15 protein-coding genes are annotated in these 14,548 nt (G+C 68.8%); 7 read left to right on the plus strand and 8 right to left on the minus strand.

Translation table 11 applies throughout. From position 1 onward, the window contains the following. The first annotated feature begins 17 nt into the window (after positions 1–17). Positions 18–1,682: an FAD-binding protein gene (locus C8K38_RS04630; RefSeq protein WP_097210792.1), complete on the plus strand. Its 1,665-nt coding sequence runs from the start codon at positions 18–20 to the stop codon at positions 1,680–1,682. Positions 1,683–1,696: 14 nt separating this feature from the next. Continuing rightward, a complete protein-coding gene (locus C8K38_RS04635; protein WP_097210793.1) occupies positions 1,697–1,954 on the plus strand; it encodes a hypothetical protein in 258 nt (85 codons plus the stop codon). 85 nt (positions 1,955–2,039) lie between these two features. Here the strand turns inward: C8K38_RS04635 and C8K38_RS04640 are convergent, their stop codons facing one another. Continuing rightward, entirely contained in the window at positions 2,040–2,888 is an 849-nt protein-coding gene (locus C8K38_RS04640; RefSeq protein ID WP_097210794.1) for an alpha/beta fold hydrolase, read from the minus strand. Between C8K38_RS04640 and C8K38_RS26795 the strand changes: the two genes are divergently transcribed. The 3 genes from C8K38_RS26795 (at position 2,887) to C8K38_RS04650 (ending at position 5,904) form a co-directional block, all read left to right on the plus strand. Further along, on the plus strand, positions 2,887–3,195 hold the full coding sequence (locus C8K38_RS26795) for a hypothetical protein (RefSeq protein WP_143548394.1): 309 nt from the start codon (positions 2,887–2,889) through the stop codon (positions 3,193–3,195). The two genes, C8K38_RS04640 and C8K38_RS26795, sit on opposite strands and share 2 nt — an antisense overlap. A gap of 119 nt (positions 3,196–3,314) precedes the next feature. After that, entirely contained in the window at positions 3,315–4,835 is a 1,521-nt protein-coding gene (locus C8K38_RS04645; RefSeq protein ID WP_097210913.1) for an MFS transporter, read from the plus strand. A gap of 190 nt (positions 4,836–5,025) precedes the next feature. Continuing rightward, positions 5,026–5,904 carry an alpha/beta fold hydrolase gene (locus tag C8K38_RS04650; protein ID WP_097210795.1) on the plus strand — a complete coding sequence of 293 codons (879 nt, stop codon included), beginning with the start codon at positions 5,026–5,028 and terminating at the stop codon, positions 5,902–5,904. 70 nt (positions 5,905–5,974) lie between these two features. Here C8K38_RS04650 and dmpG read toward each other — a convergent pair whose 3' ends face one another. The 3 genes from dmpG to C8K38_RS04665 are packed head-to-tail and all read right to left on the minus strand — an operon-like array spanning position 5,975 to position 8,771. Then, positions 5,975–7,009, minus strand: coding sequence for a 4-hydroxy-2-oxovalerate aldolase (dmpG, locus tag C8K38_RS04655; RefSeq protein WP_077039973.1), 1,035 nt, complete (start codon positions 7,007–7,009; stop codon positions 5,975–5,977). Beyond that, on the minus strand, positions 7,006–7,950 hold the full coding sequence (locus C8K38_RS04660) for an acetaldehyde dehydrogenase (acetylating) (RefSeq protein ID WP_097210796.1): 945 nt from the start codon (positions 7,948–7,950) through the stop codon (positions 7,006–7,008). Before C8K38_RS04660 ends, dmpG begins: the two co-directional genes overlap by 4 nt. Next, on the minus strand, positions 7,947–8,771 hold the full coding sequence (locus C8K38_RS04665) for a 2-keto-4-pentenoate hydratase (RefSeq protein WP_097210797.1): 825 nt from the start codon (positions 8,769–8,771) through the stop codon (positions 7,947–7,949). Before C8K38_RS04665 ends, C8K38_RS04660 begins: the two co-directional genes overlap by 4 nt. A gap of 69 nt (positions 8,772–8,840) precedes the next feature. On the opposite strand from C8K38_RS04665, the gene C8K38_RS04670 reads away from it, so the two are divergent. Beyond that, positions 8,841–9,602, plus strand: a complete 762-nt coding sequence (locus C8K38_RS04670; protein ID WP_097210914.1) for an IclR family transcriptional regulator — start codon at positions 8,841–8,843, stop codon at positions 9,600–9,602. A 128-nt stretch (positions 9,603–9,730) separates the two neighbouring features. Next, positions 9,731–10,408, plus strand: a complete 678-nt coding sequence (locus C8K38_RS04675; RefSeq protein ID WP_097210798.1) for a PaaI family thioesterase — start codon at positions 9,731–9,733, stop codon at positions 10,406–10,408. Positions 10,409–10,493: 85 nt separating this feature from the next. Here the strand turns inward: C8K38_RS04675 and C8K38_RS04680 are convergent, their stop codons facing one another. The 4 genes from C8K38_RS04680 to C8K38_RS04695 all read right to left on the minus strand — a co-directional run bounded on the left by C8K38_RS04680 (position 10,494) and on the right by C8K38_RS04695 (position 14,516). Then, positions 10,494–11,948 carry an HNH endonuclease signature motif containing protein gene (locus C8K38_RS04680; protein ID WP_257017177.1) on the minus strand — a complete coding sequence of 485 codons (1,455 nt, stop codon included), beginning with the start codon at positions 11,946–11,948 and terminating at the stop codon, positions 10,494–10,496. 131 nt (positions 11,949–12,079) lie between these two features. Continuing rightward, positions 12,080–12,757: an SDR family oxidoreductase gene (locus tag C8K38_RS04685; RefSeq protein WP_097210799.1), complete on the minus strand. Its 678-nt coding sequence runs from the start codon at positions 12,755–12,757 to the stop codon at positions 12,080–12,082. Between the two features lie 32 nt (positions 12,758–12,789). Next, entirely contained in the window at positions 12,790–13,551 is a 762-nt protein-coding gene (locus tag C8K38_RS04690; RefSeq protein ID WP_097210800.1) for an ABC transporter permease, read from the minus strand. Further along, positions 13,548–14,516, minus strand: a complete 969-nt coding sequence (locus tag C8K38_RS04695) for an ATP-binding cassette domain-containing protein (RefSeq protein ID WP_245221096.1) — start codon at positions 14,514–14,516, stop codon at positions 13,548–13,550. The genes C8K38_RS04690 and C8K38_RS04695 overlap by 4 nt, the downstream gene beginning before the upstream one ends. Between the last annotated feature and the right edge of the window lie 32 nt (positions 14,517–14,548).

Genomic DNA, 14,548 nt, shown 5'->3' on the forward strand with positions numbered 1-14,548 from the left:
TCACCAGAGAGAGAACTATGTCTGCAAGCGAACAATCCTGGGACCATGAGGTCGATTTCGTCGTGGTCGGCAGCGGTTGCGGCGGCCTCACCGGCGCCCTCTCCGCGGCCGACCGGGGCCTGGACACCCTCGTGATCGAGAAGGCCGCCGTGTACGGCGGCACGACCGCACTGTCCGGCGGCGGCATCTGGGTCCCCAACAACCCGCTGCTCGTCCGTGAGGGACTCGGCGACTCGCGCGCGGACGTGCGCACCTACCTCGACGCCGTCGTCGGGGACCGGGTGCCCTCGAAGAACCTCGACGCGTTCATCGACGAGGGCCCTCGCACCCTCGAGTTCCTGGAGACCTCGAGCCCGCACATGCGGTTCCAGTGGTGCACCGGCTACTCCGACTATCACCCCGAGCAGCCGGGTGGCCGCCCCAACGGCCGCACGATCGAGCCGCTCCCGGTGAACCTCAAGGAGCTCGGCGAGGACGAGGACCTGCTGCGTCCGGCCGCGCTGGCGACTCCCCCTGGGCTGTTCATCACCTCGAAGGACTTCGTGCAGCTCAACATGGTGACGCGGACCTGGAAGGCCAAGTGGACCGCGCTGCTCACCGGTCTGCGTGCCGTCAAGGCCATCGTCCTGCGCCGGCACATGGACACCCTCGGCCGCGCGCTCATCGCCCGGCTGCGGCTGGCGCTCAAGGATGCCGGTGTCCCGCTGTGGCTGAACACCGCGCTGCAGTCCCTTGTCACCGACGAGTCCGGCGCCGTCACGGGTGTGGTCGCCGAGCGCAACGGCAAGCAGGTGCGGATCCGCGCCCGCCGCGGCGTGCTGCTGGCCAGTGGCGGCTTCGAGTACAACGAGGAGATGCGCAAGCGCTACCTGCGCGAGGGCGGCAAGGACAACTTCAGCGCCGCCGCTGTGGAGAACACCGGTGACGGCATCATCGCGGGCGAGAAGCTGGGCGCCGCTTTGGATCTCATGGACGATGCGTGGTGGATGCCGTCCTTCAGTCGCCCCGACGGCATCAACCAGGTGCTGGTCTCGGAGCGCTCGATCCCGCGTTCGATCATCGTCGACCAGCACGGCAAGCGCTTCACGAACGAGGCGTCGCCGTATGTGACGTTCGTGCACGATCAGCTCGCGGGCGGACACGAGCCCACCTGGTTCGTCTTCGACCACAAGGCCAAGGGCCGCTACCCGATCGGTGGCATCATGCCCGGCCAGAAGTTCCCGAAGGCCTGGCTGGAGAGCGGTCTGATCCAGACCGCCGAGACCGTCGAAGAGCTCGCGGCGAAGATCGATGTCCCGGTGGCGGCGCTCGCCGACACCGTCAAGCGGTACAACGGATTCGCCAGGGCAGGCCGGGACGAGGACTTCAACCGGGGCGCCAGCGCCTACGACAACTACTACGGCGACCCGACCCTGGCGCAGCCCACGCTGGACGTGCTGGACCAGGGGCCCTACTACGCGCTGCGTACCCGGGCCGGGGACCTCGGCACCAAGGGCGGGCTGGTCTACAACGAGAAGGCGCAGGTGCTTCGTGCCGATGGCGAGCCCATCGCGGGCCTCTACGCCACCGGCAACACCTCGGCCGCGGTGATGGGCAACGACTACGCCGGTGCAGGCGCGACCATCGGTCCGGCAATGGTGTTCGGCTACATCGGCGCGCGGCACGCCGCCGGGGTCAACTAGGAGACGAGGCGACCATGCAGGAACTGAGCTGCACCAGCTGTGGGAACCGGGTGTTGGTGGAGAAGTACAGCCCCACCCACACCAGCATCCAGTGGCTGGCGGACGCGGAGGAGTCCTGCCCCGAGTTCGCGCGGCAGGCCGCGCTCGGCATGGACAGCAAGTGGATCCCCACCTGCACCGCGTTGCGTGACTCGATCGAGGAGGCCGCGATGAAGGGTGTGCTCGAGACCGACGCGCTCCGCAGCTATCCGGTTCCCGGTCGCCTGGACTGATCCGAGCCAGACCCGTTGACCCAATGTCACATTCGTTCAGTTCGGCCGAACGAGTGTGACATTGGGTCACGGTCGTTTCTGGGGCCTAACGCCCGAGGAACTCCAGGGTGAGGCGCTCGAAGTCCGCCTTGCGCTCGATCTGTGCCCAGTGCCCGCAGCGCGAGAACACGTGCAGTTCCGCGTTCGGCATCTGCCGGAACGGGAACAGGCTGCCCTCGTAGGGCAGCATCCGGTCGTCCCGGCCCCAGACGAGCAGCGTCTCCTGCTGCACCTGGGACGCCCTGGCCCACAGCTGCGGTCGGTCCGCGAACCGCGGGTCGGAGAACGTCTGAAAGATCTTGAAGGTGTTGGCGATCGCGCCCGGCGCAAGGGCGTTCGCCAGCCGCTGATCGATCAGTTCGTCGGTGACCACCGCGGGGTTGCCCACCATCGTGTCCACCCACGCGACCATGCCCTCGCGCGTCGGGTTCGCCAGGAACTCGAACAGCCGGCGTGAGCCCTCGCTCACCGGCGGCGCGAAACTGTTGACCGCGAGCCCGCCGGGGCCCATCAGCACCATCCGGCGCACCCGCTCCGGGTGGGCCAGGGCGAATTCCGTACCGACGTTGCCGCCCATGGAGTTTCCGACGATGTCGACGCTCTCGATGCCGAGCTCGTCGAGGAAGAAGCGGATCGCGTCGGCGGCCACCCGCGGGTACACGTCGTTCCACTCCAGTGCCGGGCTGCGTCCGAAGCCGGGCATGTCCAGGACGATCGTGCGGTGGTGCTCGGCGAACACGGGGAGGTTCCCCGCGAAATTCGACCAGCCGCTCACCCCGGGGCCGGAGCCGTGCAGCATCAGCAGCACCGGCCCGGTACCCGCCTCGTGATAGTGCAGCTCGTACTCGCCGGTGATGGTCCTGCTGGTGCTCTCGTAATCAAGGGTGGCCGTCATGGAACTCCTTCTGGTGGTCGACATCACATTCTTCGGCTCCAAGGTAGCCAGCGCGCCTGGCGTGCGCGGCGATCTCGTACCGCTCATCGGGAGATACGGACGCGGTCGCGGGTGCAGCTGCCCTACGCTGCCCAGCCCCGTGGTGAGGGCTCGTGACGATCGTCTCGTGGCGGGCGGCGCCGGACAGTGCTACACGCCCGATTTGCCTATTTACCTCTGCATTTCGGTCCGAATCGACGCGCAAACCGCACGGATCTCCCGCTGGGCGGAACAACGGATGGTGCTGGGAGGGCATCGCGAACTGTGATGTCGATTACACATTCAGTCGGCAAGCACCTGGTGAATGTGAACACCCACCACATGCCCGGCTCGAATCCTCGTCGGTCTCCGACACCGAGTTCGCGGAACACCCGAAAGGACCCGATGATGGTCGCTCCAGCTCAACCCGGCGGATCTGTCCCGCCGCAGGTTCAGGACGCACTCCCGCAGCGGTGGACGCCGCGGCTGATCTTCTCCCTGGCCTCGATCGTGCTCGTGCTCGAGATGCTCGCGATCAGCTACATGATGATCTCGATGGCGATCCCGGCGATCGCCGGGCACTACCAGACCACCCAGGGCGCGTGGCTGCTCACGTCGTTCCTGCTCGTCGGCGCGATGACCGCGCCCCTGATCGGCAAGCTCGCCGACATGTACGGCAAGCGCAAGCTGCTGCTGGCGTGCATCGCGATCGCCGCGCTTGGGTCGTTCGTCTCGGTGATCGCGGGGAGCTACGCCGTGCTCATCGTCGGACGCGCACTGTCCGGCCTGCTGGTGCCCTGCCTGTTCCTGAGCTACTCGCTGATCCGTGACGTGTTCCCGGCCAAGACGATCGCGCTCGCGGTGAGCATCGCGACCAGCGGCATGGGCCTGATCGCCATCCCCGCCCCGTTCATCACCGGCTGGCTGATCGACAACCACGGCTTCCGCAGCATCTTCTGGTTCTTCGTGATCGGCCTGGTGATCCTGGGCGGGATGATCTTCGTGAGCACCGACGAGTCCACGGTGCGGCTGCACTCGCGCCTGGACTTCCTCGGCGCCCTGCTGCTCGGTGGCGGTATCGCCGGCATCCTCATCGCGATCAGCTTCGGCCCGACCTGGGGCTGGAAGTCAGGCTCGACCCTGGCCTACCTGTTCGGTGGCATCGCGCTGGTCGTGGCGTGGCTCGTCTCCGCGGCCACCATGAAGGAGCCGCTGATCGACCTCAAGGTGCTGCGTCGCCGTCCGGTCATCCTGACCGCCACCGCGGCCGGGTTCATCTACGGCGTCAGCGGCCTGTACACGATGCTGCTGCCGATGATGGTCATGACGCCGGCGATCATGGGTCTCGGCTACGGGTTCGGTGTCGACGCCGAGGGCTTCGCGATCTTCCAGGCTCCGATCGGCGCCATGACCGTGGTCGGCGGCCTGATCGTCGGCGTGCTGGTCGGTCGCCACGTCAAGCCGCGTCCGCTGCTGGCCATCGGCATGGTCTCGGCCGCCATCGGTTGCTCCCTGACCGCCTTCTCGCACGACTCCAAGGGCACGCTGATCGTGTTCGCGGGCCTGGTCGGTCTCGGCATGGGCATGGGCTACGCATCGATCCCGAACCTGCTGATCGAGGCGGTCCCGCCGCAGCTGCAGGCGTCCACCGCGAGCATCGTCGGCGTGTTCCAGAGCGTGTTCCCGGCCGCGCTGCCGGTGATCGCGTTCACTGTCATGAACAACTCGCACATCGCGCCGATCCCCCTGGAGATGACGCAGGGCATGGCGTTCTACACCGACAAGGGCTTCCAGATCGCCTTCCTCATCGCGGCGGCCGCCGCGGTGGCGGGCCTGGTCGCGGGTCTGCTGCTGCCGCGCCGCATCGAGCAGGTGGCGGTGCCCACCTCCGCGGCCGCGGGCGAGCCCGCGATGGCCACGGTCGACTAGTCGCCCGCAGGCGACACCTCGCCAGGTGAAGGGCACCCCGTCCGGTCCGACCGGATGGGGTGCCCTTCACCCGTGTCCGGGCTCGGGTTGCCCACTGACCGGAACGGCACCTGGGAGTGGGGCCGCGGCGGTGGCAGCGTGGCGGGTAATCGGCGGGCTGAGACACCGCATCTTGAGACGGAGGTAGGCGATGACATCGGACCTGAGCTACGAGGGCACCCTGCGGGAGGTCACCACCGACGCGGGCGTCCTGCGCTATCACGAGGCGGGCGACGGTCCCCCACTGTTGCTGCTGCACGGGTCGGGCCCCGGCGTCACCGGGTGGCGTAACTACCGGGGCAACCTCGGGTTCTTCGCCGAGCATTTCCGTTGTCTCGTACTGGAATTCCCGGGCTTCGGCGTCAGCGACGACTTCGGCGGCCACCCGATGGTCACCGCGCTGCAGTCGGTTGAGGTGTTCGTCGACGCGCTCGGTCTCGACAGCGTCGACATCATCGGCAACTCGATGGGCGGCGGCGTCGGCATCAGCTACGCGATCAACCACCCCGACAAGGTGCGCCGGCTCGTGACCATCGGCGGCATCGGCAAGAACATCTTCAGCCCCGGCCCGGGCGAGGGCATCAAGCTGCTCCAGGAGTTCACCGAGGCGCCGACCCGCGAGCGCCTCATCCAGTGGCTGCACTCGATGGTCTACGACCCGGCGATGGTGACCGAGGAACTCATCGAGGAGCGCTGGACCCAGGCCACCGATCCGGAGACCCTCGACAGCGCCCGCCGGATGTACGGCAAGGCAGCATTTGCGCAGATGGTGAAGATGATGGAGGCCTCGGATGCGCCGCCGCCGTGGGCGATGATGCACAAGGTGAAGGCGCCCACGCTGCTGACGTGGGGTCGCGACGACCGGGTCAGCCCGCTGGACATGGCGCTGATCCCGATGCGCACCATCCCCAACGCCGAGCTGCACGTGTTCCCCAACTGTGGGCACTGGGCGATGATCGAGCAGAAGGAGGCGTTCGAGTCCGCCGTCCTCGCCTTCCTGCTGCGCAAGGACGCGGCGGGCAGGCCCTGACGCCACCGTCGCCTGGGAACAACAAGGGGGCTGTGACCTTTCGGTCACAGCCCCCTCGTCGTACCTGAGGTCAGGCGCTGGCGCCCTTGCCCTCGCGCTCCGCAACCAGGTTCAGAGCGATGTCGACGAGCATGTCCTCCTGGCCGCCGACCAGCTTGCGCTTGCCGGCCTCAAGCAGCAGGGTGCGGACGTCGATGCCGTAGCGGGCCGACGCCGTCTCCGCGTGCCGCAGGAAGCTCGAGTACACACCGGCGTAGCCGAGGGTGAGGGTCTCGCGGTCCACCCGGACCGGCCGGTCCTGCAGCGGACGGACGATGTCGTCGGCGGCGTCCTGCAGGGCGAATACATCGCAGCCGTGCTTCCACTCGTACAGGTCGGCGACCGCGATGAACGGCTCGATCGGGCAGTTACCCGCGCCCGCACCGTGCCCGGCGAGTGACGCGTCGACGCGGTACACACCCTCCTCGACGGCGACGACGCTGTTCGCCACCGACAGCGAGAGGTTCTCGTGGGCGTGGATGCCGATCTCGGTGCCCTCGTTGAGGACCTCGCGGTAGGCGCGGACCCGGTCGCGGACCCCACCCATGGTCAGGCGTCCACCCGAGTCGGTGACGTAGACGCAGTGCGCGCCATACGATTCCATCAGCTTGGCCTGCTTGGCGAGCTCCTCGGCGGGAGCCATGTGGCTCATCATCAGGAACCCGGAGACGTCCATGCCGATTTCGCGGGCGGTCTCGATGTGCTGGGCGGAGACGTCGGCCTCGGTGCAGTGTGTCGCGATGCGCACCGACCGCACGCCCAGCTTGTAGGCGTGCTTGAGCTCCTCGATGGTGCCGACTCCGGGCAGCAGCAGCGTGGTCAGGCGGGCGTTCTGGATGGACTCCGCCGCGGCCTCGATCCACTCCCAGTCGGTGTGCGAGCCGGGACCGTAGTTCACGGACCCGCCGGCGAGACCGTCACCGTGGGCGACCTCGATGGCGTCGACGCCGGCGGCGTCGAGGGCCGACACGATGCGCTTGACGTCCTCCGGCGAGATCCGGTGGCGCACCGCGTGCATGCCGTCCCGGAGGGTGACGTCCTGGACGAAGATGGTGGGGTTGCTCATCGGGTGGCTTCCTTCTTCTGTGCGATCCGCTCCGCGATCTGCTGTCCGGCGGAGGTCATGATGTCGAGGTTGCCGGCGTAGGCGGGCAGGTAGTGTCCGGCGCCCTCGACCTCGAGGAAGATCGACACCTGGTGGGTCGGGCGGTTGCCGTCGACGACCAGGGTCTCGACCGGCTGGTCGGCGGGGATCTCGGTGATCTGAACCTGCTGCTTGAGGCGGTATCCGGGGACGTAGGCCGAGACGTCGCCGACCATCTTCTCGATCGACTGGCGGATCTCGTCGTGGGTGGCCGGGTCCGGCGCGTCGACGAGGCAGAAGACCGTGTCGCGCATGATGAGCGGCGGCTCGGCGGGGTTGAGGATGATGATGGCCTTGCCGCGCTTGGCGCCGCCGACCGACACGATCGCCGCGGACGTGGTCTCGGTGAACTCGTCGATGTTGGCGCGGGTACCGGGGCCCGCCGACTTCGACGCGATCGACGCGACGATCTCGGCGTACGCCACCGGGACCACCCGTGAGACGGCCGCGACCATCGGGATGGTGGCCTGGCCACCACACGTCACCATGTTCACGTTCGGCGCGTCGAGGTGGTCGTCGCCGTTGACCGCTGGGATCACATACGGCCCGATGGCGGCCGGGGTGAGGTCGATCATGCGCTTGCCGAGCGGGGCCAGACGCGCGTCGTTTGCGACGTGCGCCTTCGCCGACGTGGCATCGAAGACGATCTCGATCTCGTCGAAGTTCGGCAGCGCGACGAGGCCCTCGACGCCCTCAGCGGTGATCGGCACGCCGAGCTTCGCCGCCCGTGCCAGACCGTCGGAGGCGGGGTCGATACCGACCATCGCGCCCATTTCCAGGTGCTCCGAATGGTTGAGCACCTTGATCATCAGATCGGTGCCGATGTTGCCCGATCCGATGATCGCAACCTTGACTTTGCTCATGCTTCCTTCTCTCCCACGAAACTGGCGGTCACGGTGCCGAGACCGGACACGGTGACGGTGACGGTATTGCCGGCGGCGACGGTCGCCATCGGGCCGAGGGCGCCGGACAGGATGACCTGACCGGCGAGCAGCGGCTGGCCGAGGTCGCGCGCCGCGCGGGCGAGCCACACCACGGCCTCGATCGGGTCGCCGAGGCAGGCGGCGCCGTTTCCGGAGGAGACCTCCTGGCCGTCGACGGCCATCGACATGACGACGTCCACCGGATTGATCTCGTCGAGCGTGCGCTGCTCGGATCCGAGGACGTAGACACCGGACGATGCGTTGTCGGCGACGGTATCGCCGAAGCGGATATCCCAGTTCTCGATGCGGCTGTCGCAGATCTCCAGTGCGGCGACGGCGTACTCGATCGCGCCGCGGACCTGGGCGGCGTCCAGCGGGCCGTCGGCCAGGTCGGCGCCGAGCACGAATGCGACCTCGCCCTCGATCTTCGGCTGGATCAGCAGGCTCATCGGGATGTCGGCGCCATTGGCGTACGCCATGGTGTCGAACAGGACGCCGAGGTCGGGCTGGTCGACGCCGAGCTGCTGCTGGACGGCGACCGAGGTCAGGCCGATCTTGCGGCCCACGACTGTGGCGCCGGCCTGCTGCCTGAGGTCGTTGACGCGCTGCTGGACGGCGTAGGCGGCGGCGAGGTCGTCGGCGCCGATCAGATCCCGCACCGGCGAGCAGGGCACACCGGCCGCGGTGGCGGACGCGAGGCGTTCCGCGGCGGTGGCGATGTCGGACTCGCTCGCCGCGATGGAGTTCGTGGGCTGGCTCATGGCCCCTACTGTTACGGGATCCGTGCGGCCGAACCAGCCCTTCGTCTCACTCAGCGATACGCTCGAATGATGACGGGCGCCGCGGACCTCGATACCGTGCTCGGCAAGGCGGTGACGATCCTGCGCGCCTTCCGGGCCGAGGACCAGGTGCTCACCCTCGCCGACCTGGTCCGACGCACGGGGCTGCACAAGGCGACCGTGCATCGACTCGCCGGTGATCTGGTCGCGAACCGACTGCTCGACCGCGTCGATGGCGGCTACCGCCTCAGCGGCGGGCTCTTCGAACTCGGGATGCGGGCTTCGGTCGAACGCAGCCTGCTCGAGGTCGCGATGCCCTTTCTGCAGGACCTGTACGAGCGAACCCACGAGACCGTCCATCTCGGCGTCCGGGAGGGTCACGACGTCGTCTACATCGCGAAGATCGGCGGTCACCGCCAGGCGAAGTCGCCGTCGCGAACCGGAGGACGAAATCCGTTGCACTGCACCGCGATAGGCAAGGCACTCCTTGCGCATGCGGGTCCGGACATCCAGCGGGAGGTGCTCTCGTCGCCCATGGCCAGGCGTACCGCGCACACGGTGGTGGCGCCGGGACTGCTGCGCCGTCAGCTGACGAGGATCGTGGAGACGGGCGTGGCCTTCGAACACGAGGAATCCGCCCTCGGCCTCACCTGTGTCGCCGCGCCGGTACTCGGGCAGGGCGAGGAGCCCCTCGCCGCCATCAGCGTCACCGGCCCGACCGGGCGGTTTCGGCCGGAGAGCCAGGTCGGGGCCGTGCGTGCGGCGGCCGCGGGGCTGGGGAGCACGTTGGCGCGGCGCGAGCGCCTCCGGTAGGACCGGCCGACGGCGTCCGGGGACGCACCCTCGGTCGTATGTAGAGTGCACATCGCACGCATGACGCTCCGTGCACCAGGACCGTTGCCCTCGTGCCCGGTGTCGACTTCCCGCACTAGTGAGGCACTGTGACTGACTCGATCGCTCACCAACAACAGCTCTATGTCGCCGACGGACTGTCCGACGACGAGATCGCGCAGCAGGCGGACCTGTACGGGCCGCTGACCGACAGCGTCCGAGAGCTGATCGAGATCGCGCTGCTGACCGAGGTCGACGACCCGGAGGTGCGCGCAGCGATGGAGCACATCGAGTCCGCCAAGCAGTTGCTGCGGAAGCGGATGATCCCCGGACCGTACGGCGTGCGCTGGGGCGCCTCGGGTCAGAAGCGGGCCTGGGGCAATGCCGCGGCCGGGCTGCGCAACGCGATCGCGCCGCCGTTGGTCATCGACTGCGACCCCGACGGGCGCGCGTCGACCGACTTCCACCTGGGGTCGGCCTACGAGGGTCCCGCCGGCCTCACGCACGGTGGTGTGTCCGCTCTGGTGCTCGATCAGGTGCTCGGTGCGGCCGCTGAGGCGGGCGGTGCGCCCGGCATGACCGGGACGCTGACTCTGCGTTACCGCCGCCCCACCCCGCTCGGCGCGTTGCATGCCGAGGCGCGCATCGATCGCCTCGAGGGCGTCAAGACCATCGTCGTCGGGCATCTCGCCGGGCCGGACGGTGTCTGCGTGGAGGCGGAGGGGGTCTTCATCCTGCCGCGCTGGGTTCGGGACAGGAACAGCGCCACGGTGTCCGATCCGGTCTGATCGCCGGGCGTCCGCCCCTACTCCTCCGCACGCTGTCACGGCTCGTCGTCATCACCTGTTCTGTCGTCGCTATGTGGCGTTCCGCTCACCCGGCCACGTCGTCGGACGTGGGTTTCGTTGTGTTCCATCGCTGTTCGACTGGCGCGGTCGAGGAGTTCCCCGGGATGGGGCGGTGGTTGACCCGCGGCCGCTGCAGCGGGTCGATGTGCGGGGGTGGGGTCCATTGGGCACGGCCGGCGAAGGCGGTGCCCTCGGGGGCGATGCCGGTCTGCCGGCCGCCGGGCCCGTCGTGGATGAGGGCGTGGCAGGCGTCGCAGCCCAACGTCAGCTCATCGATGTCGGTGTTGCCGCCCTTGCGCCAGTCGTGGACGTGATGAACCGCCGTCATGGTGGCGGGGGCGTCGCAGCCGGGCCGGGTGCAGCCGCCCTCGGAGGCGATCAACGCAAGGCGTTGATCGGCGGAGGCGAGCCGTTTGACACGCCCCAGGTGGAGCGGTCGGCCGTTGTGATCGAACAGCGCCAGCACAGGGTGGGAGCGTTCGGCCATCCTGAGTGCGTCCTTGATCGGGACCGCGCCTCCGGAGGCCGTGGTGACGACGCCGGTGGCGTGCTCCAGTTGATCGACGCGCATCGTGATGATCGCCGTCACGGGCAGCCCGCGGTGGGTGCCCAGCCCTCCGGACCCCAGTAGCCCGCGCAGGACCTGCTTGACGGCGTCGTGATTCCGTTGTGCGGCGGTGCGGGTATCTCGGGCGGCTGCCCTACCGAGCTCGTTCCGATCGATGCTCGCGGATTCTGCGTCTCCACAGGGTGATTGGGGGTCGTCGGGATTGTTCATCCCCCGTCGGGCGAGTTTGGCCAGTACCGGATCCAACAGTGCCCTGGTCTCCGGATCCAGCCACCCGGACACGGGCGTCATGAGGTCGGAGTCCTGGCGCCCGAGTCGGAGCCCCCGGCGGCGGGCCCGATCCTTGTCGTCGGTGAGCTTGCCGTCCGGGTTCAGGTACGCCAGTAGTCGTTGGCCTGCTCTCGCCACGTCCTCGGGCGTACCGCGCCGGGCCAACTCCGCCAGTACCCGCTCGGCGGTCTCGACCTCAGGGGTGGGGGTGGCGCCGGGGATCTTGTGGACCACCTCGCGCACTGCCGCGGCATGCTCGGCGCCGATGTCGCCGTCGCGTTGTGCGGCGGCGGTCGCCGGGAGGGTCGCCGGTAGCTCCTCGCCCGACAGGGTGCGCCAGGTGCCGAGCTTCCTCGCGGCGGTCACCCTCCGGCTCGCGTCCCCCGCGGAGATCCGCAGCACTTCGATCAGGAGCTTGTTGACCGACGCGCAGCCGTTCTTTCCTGGGAGTCCACGCTCGACTGATTCGACGATCAGGCGGTGCCCGATCGCGGCGGCCGTGCGCAGCGTGGCCTCCATCCCACGTGGCGCTCCCAGGATGTCGGAGTCCGGCAGTCCGGTGAGATCATCGGCGCACAGTCCGTCGACCGCAGCGGCCAGTCCCGACAGGTGCTCTGCGACCTGATGGATCCCCCACCGCACGCGCTCGAACGCATGTGCTAATTCTAGCGAGGGGGTCCGACACGGATGCGTCGTCGATACAACGCGCGAATCGGTCCGAGCTGCCACCGGTGAAGCGACACCGGAGCCGCCGCGGCGTCCGGGAGGACGGACTACCGTGCGATCGGACGCAGGATGACCTCGGTCGGGTGTCCGTCGCGCGGCGTCTCGATCGCGGCCCGAACCGCGCCCGCGACCGTGCCTGCCTTGAGGAACTGGTCCGGGTCGTACTCGCCGCCCTCGGTCGTGATGATGTCGCGCTGCATGTCGGTGTCGATCCGTCCCGGGTGGATCGAGGTCACCCGCAGGGCGGGCTCCTCCAGCCGCAGCGTGTCGCCGAACGCGCGCAGGGCGAACTTGCTGGCAGCGTAGGCGCCCCAGCCGGCGTTGGCACGGATCCCGGCACCCGAATTGATCAGCACCACATGACCGTTCGCCGCGCGCAGTGCTGGCAGCAGCAGCCGGGTCAGCTCCGCGACGGCCACCACGTTCGCCTCGAACGTCCGGCGCCACACCTCGGCGGGGATCTCGGCTACCGGGCCGAGCTCGACTACCCCCGCGTTGTGCACCAGGACATCGAGGCGTTCGATTCCCGCGACCGCGGCGGCGACCGCGGCGTGGTCGGTGAGATCCGCCGGCCAGCCGACGGCACCGGGCAGCTCCGCGAGTATCGGCTGCAGCGACTCGGGGCGGCGCGCGCCGAGCAGCAGGTCGTGGGTGGGCGCGAGCTCGCGGGCGATGGCGGCGCCGAGCCCGCGGCTCGCCCCCGTGATCAGTGCAGTCGGACGCATGGAGTCGAGGCTAGCCGAACCGTCGGGGCGCCTTACGCGTTCTCCTTGGCGAAGGTGCGGGCCCCGATCAGGCCCAGCACCAGCGCGAGGCTGACGGTGACGAGGGTCCCGATGTAGACGTCGGAGGACCCGAAGTCGCCGCGGAACAGGGCGCGGGCGGCGTCGACGGTGTGCGAGAGCGGGTTGAGCCGCGCCAGCGTCTGCAGCCACCCGGGGCCGAGGGTCATCGGCAGCAGGATTCCCGAGAGCAGCAGCAGCGGAACCGAAACCATGTTCAGTACGGAGGCCAGCGAATCCTCGGACCGTGTGGCCAGGGCGAGCGCGTACGAGGCGGAGGACATCCCGGCCGCGATGATGGCGACCAGGATCAGCGTCAGCACGAAGCCGAGCGGGTTGGGCCGCAGGTCGAAGAGGACCACCGCGACCAGGGTCAGGATGGTGGCCTGGACCATGAGCACCACCATGTCCTTGAGTACCCGGCCGAGCAGCAGTGCCCCGCGGCTGGCCGGGGTGACCCGCTGGCGTTCGATGATCCCGGCGCGCAGCTCGTAGACCATCGCGAAGCCGGCGAACATCGAGCCGAACAGTCCGATCTGCATGATCAGTCCTGGCGTGAACACCAGCCAGGGGTCGGTGCCCGCGCCCATCGAGCCGGCGACGCCCTCGAGCAGCGGGCCGAACAGCACCAGATAGAGGATCGGCTGGGTCAGCCCGATCAGGACCCACAGCGGGTTGCGCAGGTTCGCGCGCAGATGCGCCCAGAAGATCAGGCCGGTCTCGTTGAGGAAGCTCATGCTCGGTCTCCGTCCCGAAGGGATCGTCCGGTCACGGTCAGGAACACGTCGTCGAGGCTCGGTCGTTTCACGGTCAGCGAGCCGGGGACGATGCCTGCGCCCTGCAGCGCGTGCAACAGCGGGATGACCGCCGCGTCGCCGTGCTCGACGGTCAGGTGCACGTGGTGGCCCTCGGTCAGCTGCGAGCGCAGGTCGAGGGCGTCGTCGGCGACCGCAATCGCGCGCGCGGCCAGCTCGGGTGCGATCTCGAGGCTGATCACGTCGCCCGAGATGCGCCGCTTGAGCTCGTCCGGGGTTCCCTCCGCGACGATCTCCCCGTGGTCCATCACCAGGATGCGGTCGCAGAGGGCGTCGGCCTCGTCGAGATAGTGCGTGGTGAGCACGATGGTGGTGCCGCGATCGCGAAGCGAGCGGATGTGGTCCCACAGGTTGGCGCGGCTCTGCGGGTCCAGTCCGGTGGTCGGCTCGTCGAGATAGATGAGGTTCGGCTGGTGCACGAGTCCGAGCGCGATGTCCACCCGTCGCCGTTGACCGCCAGAGAGCTGCTTGCACTTTCGGCCGCCGAGGCCGTCCAGGTCGAGGGCGGCGAGCAGCGCCTCGGCGTTCGCGACGGCGGCCGCCTTGCTCAGCCCGAACAGCCTGGCCTGCAGGATCAGTTCGTCGAGGACCAGTTCCTCCTCGTTGGTCGACCCGCCCTGCGCGACGTAGCCGATCCGGGAGCGGACCCCGCGTGGGTCCCGGCGCAGGTCCGCGCCGGAGACCGTGGCCTCGCCCGCGGTCGGGTTGATGAGGGTGCTGATCATGCGCAGCGTGGTCGTCTTGCCCGCACCGTTGGGACCGAGCAGTCCGAGGATCTCGCCCTCGTACACCTGGAAGTCGATGCCCTTGACGGCCTCGACGGGTCCGGTCTTGGTCGTGAACGTGCGCGCGAGCCCCGAGACGCTGATCATGGCTGGGATGCTCATGGGCTCACGATAAGCAGACCCACCGACATCCG

This window comes from Rhodococcus sp. OK611 (assembly GCF_003050885.1).
GTDB lineage: Bacteria > Actinomycetota > Actinomycetes > Mycobacteriales > Mycobacteriaceae > Rhodococcus_G > Rhodococcus_G oryzae.

Coding starts and splice junctions, on each gene's coding strand:
- dmpG (WP_077039973.1), bottom strand. CDS start 7,009: ATGAGCAACCCCACCATCTTCGTCCAGGACGTCACCCTCCGGGACGGC.
- C8K38_RS04670 (WP_097210914.1), top strand. CDS start 8,841: ATGACGGGCGCCGCGGACCTCGATACCGTGCTCGGCAAGGCGGTGACG.
- C8K38_RS04635 (WP_097210793.1), top strand. CDS start 1,697: ATGCAGGAACTGAGCTGCACCAGCTGTGGGAACCGGGTGTTGGTGGAG.
- C8K38_RS04665 (WP_097210797.1), bottom strand. CDS start 8,771: ATGAGCCAGCCCACGAACTCCATCGCGGCGAGCGAGTCCGACATCGCC.
- C8K38_RS04685 (WP_097210799.1), bottom strand. CDS start 12,757: ATGCGTCCGACTGCACTGATCACGGGGGCGAGCCGCGGGCTCGGCGCC.
- C8K38_RS04630 (WP_097210792.1), top strand. CDS start 18: ATGTCTGCAAGCGAACAATCCTGGGACCATGAGGTCGATTTCGTCGTG.
- C8K38_RS26795 (WP_143548394.1), top strand. CDS start 2,887: ATGGAACTCCTTCTGGTGGTCGACATCACATTCTTCGGCTCCAAGGTA.
- C8K38_RS04645 (WP_097210913.1), top strand. CDS start 3,315: ATGGTCGCTCCAGCTCAACCCGGCGGATCTGTCCCGCCGCAGGTTCAG.
- C8K38_RS04695 (WP_245221096.1), bottom strand. CDS start 14,516: ATGAGCATCCCAGCCATGATCAGCGTCTCGGGGCTCGCGCGCACGTTC.
- C8K38_RS04650 (WP_097210795.1), top strand. CDS start 5,026: ATGACATCGGACCTGAGCTACGAGGGCACCCTGCGGGAGGTCACCACC.
- C8K38_RS04640 (WP_097210794.1), bottom strand. CDS start 2,888: ATGACGGCCACCCTTGATTACGAGAGCACCAGCAGGACCATCACCGGC.
- C8K38_RS04690 (WP_097210800.1), bottom strand. CDS start 13,551: ATGAGCTTCCTCAACGAGACCGGCCTGATCTTCTGGGCGCATCTGCGC.
- C8K38_RS04660 (WP_097210796.1), bottom strand. CDS start 7,950: ATGAGCAAAGTCAAGGTTGCGATCATCGGATCGGGCAACATCGGCACC.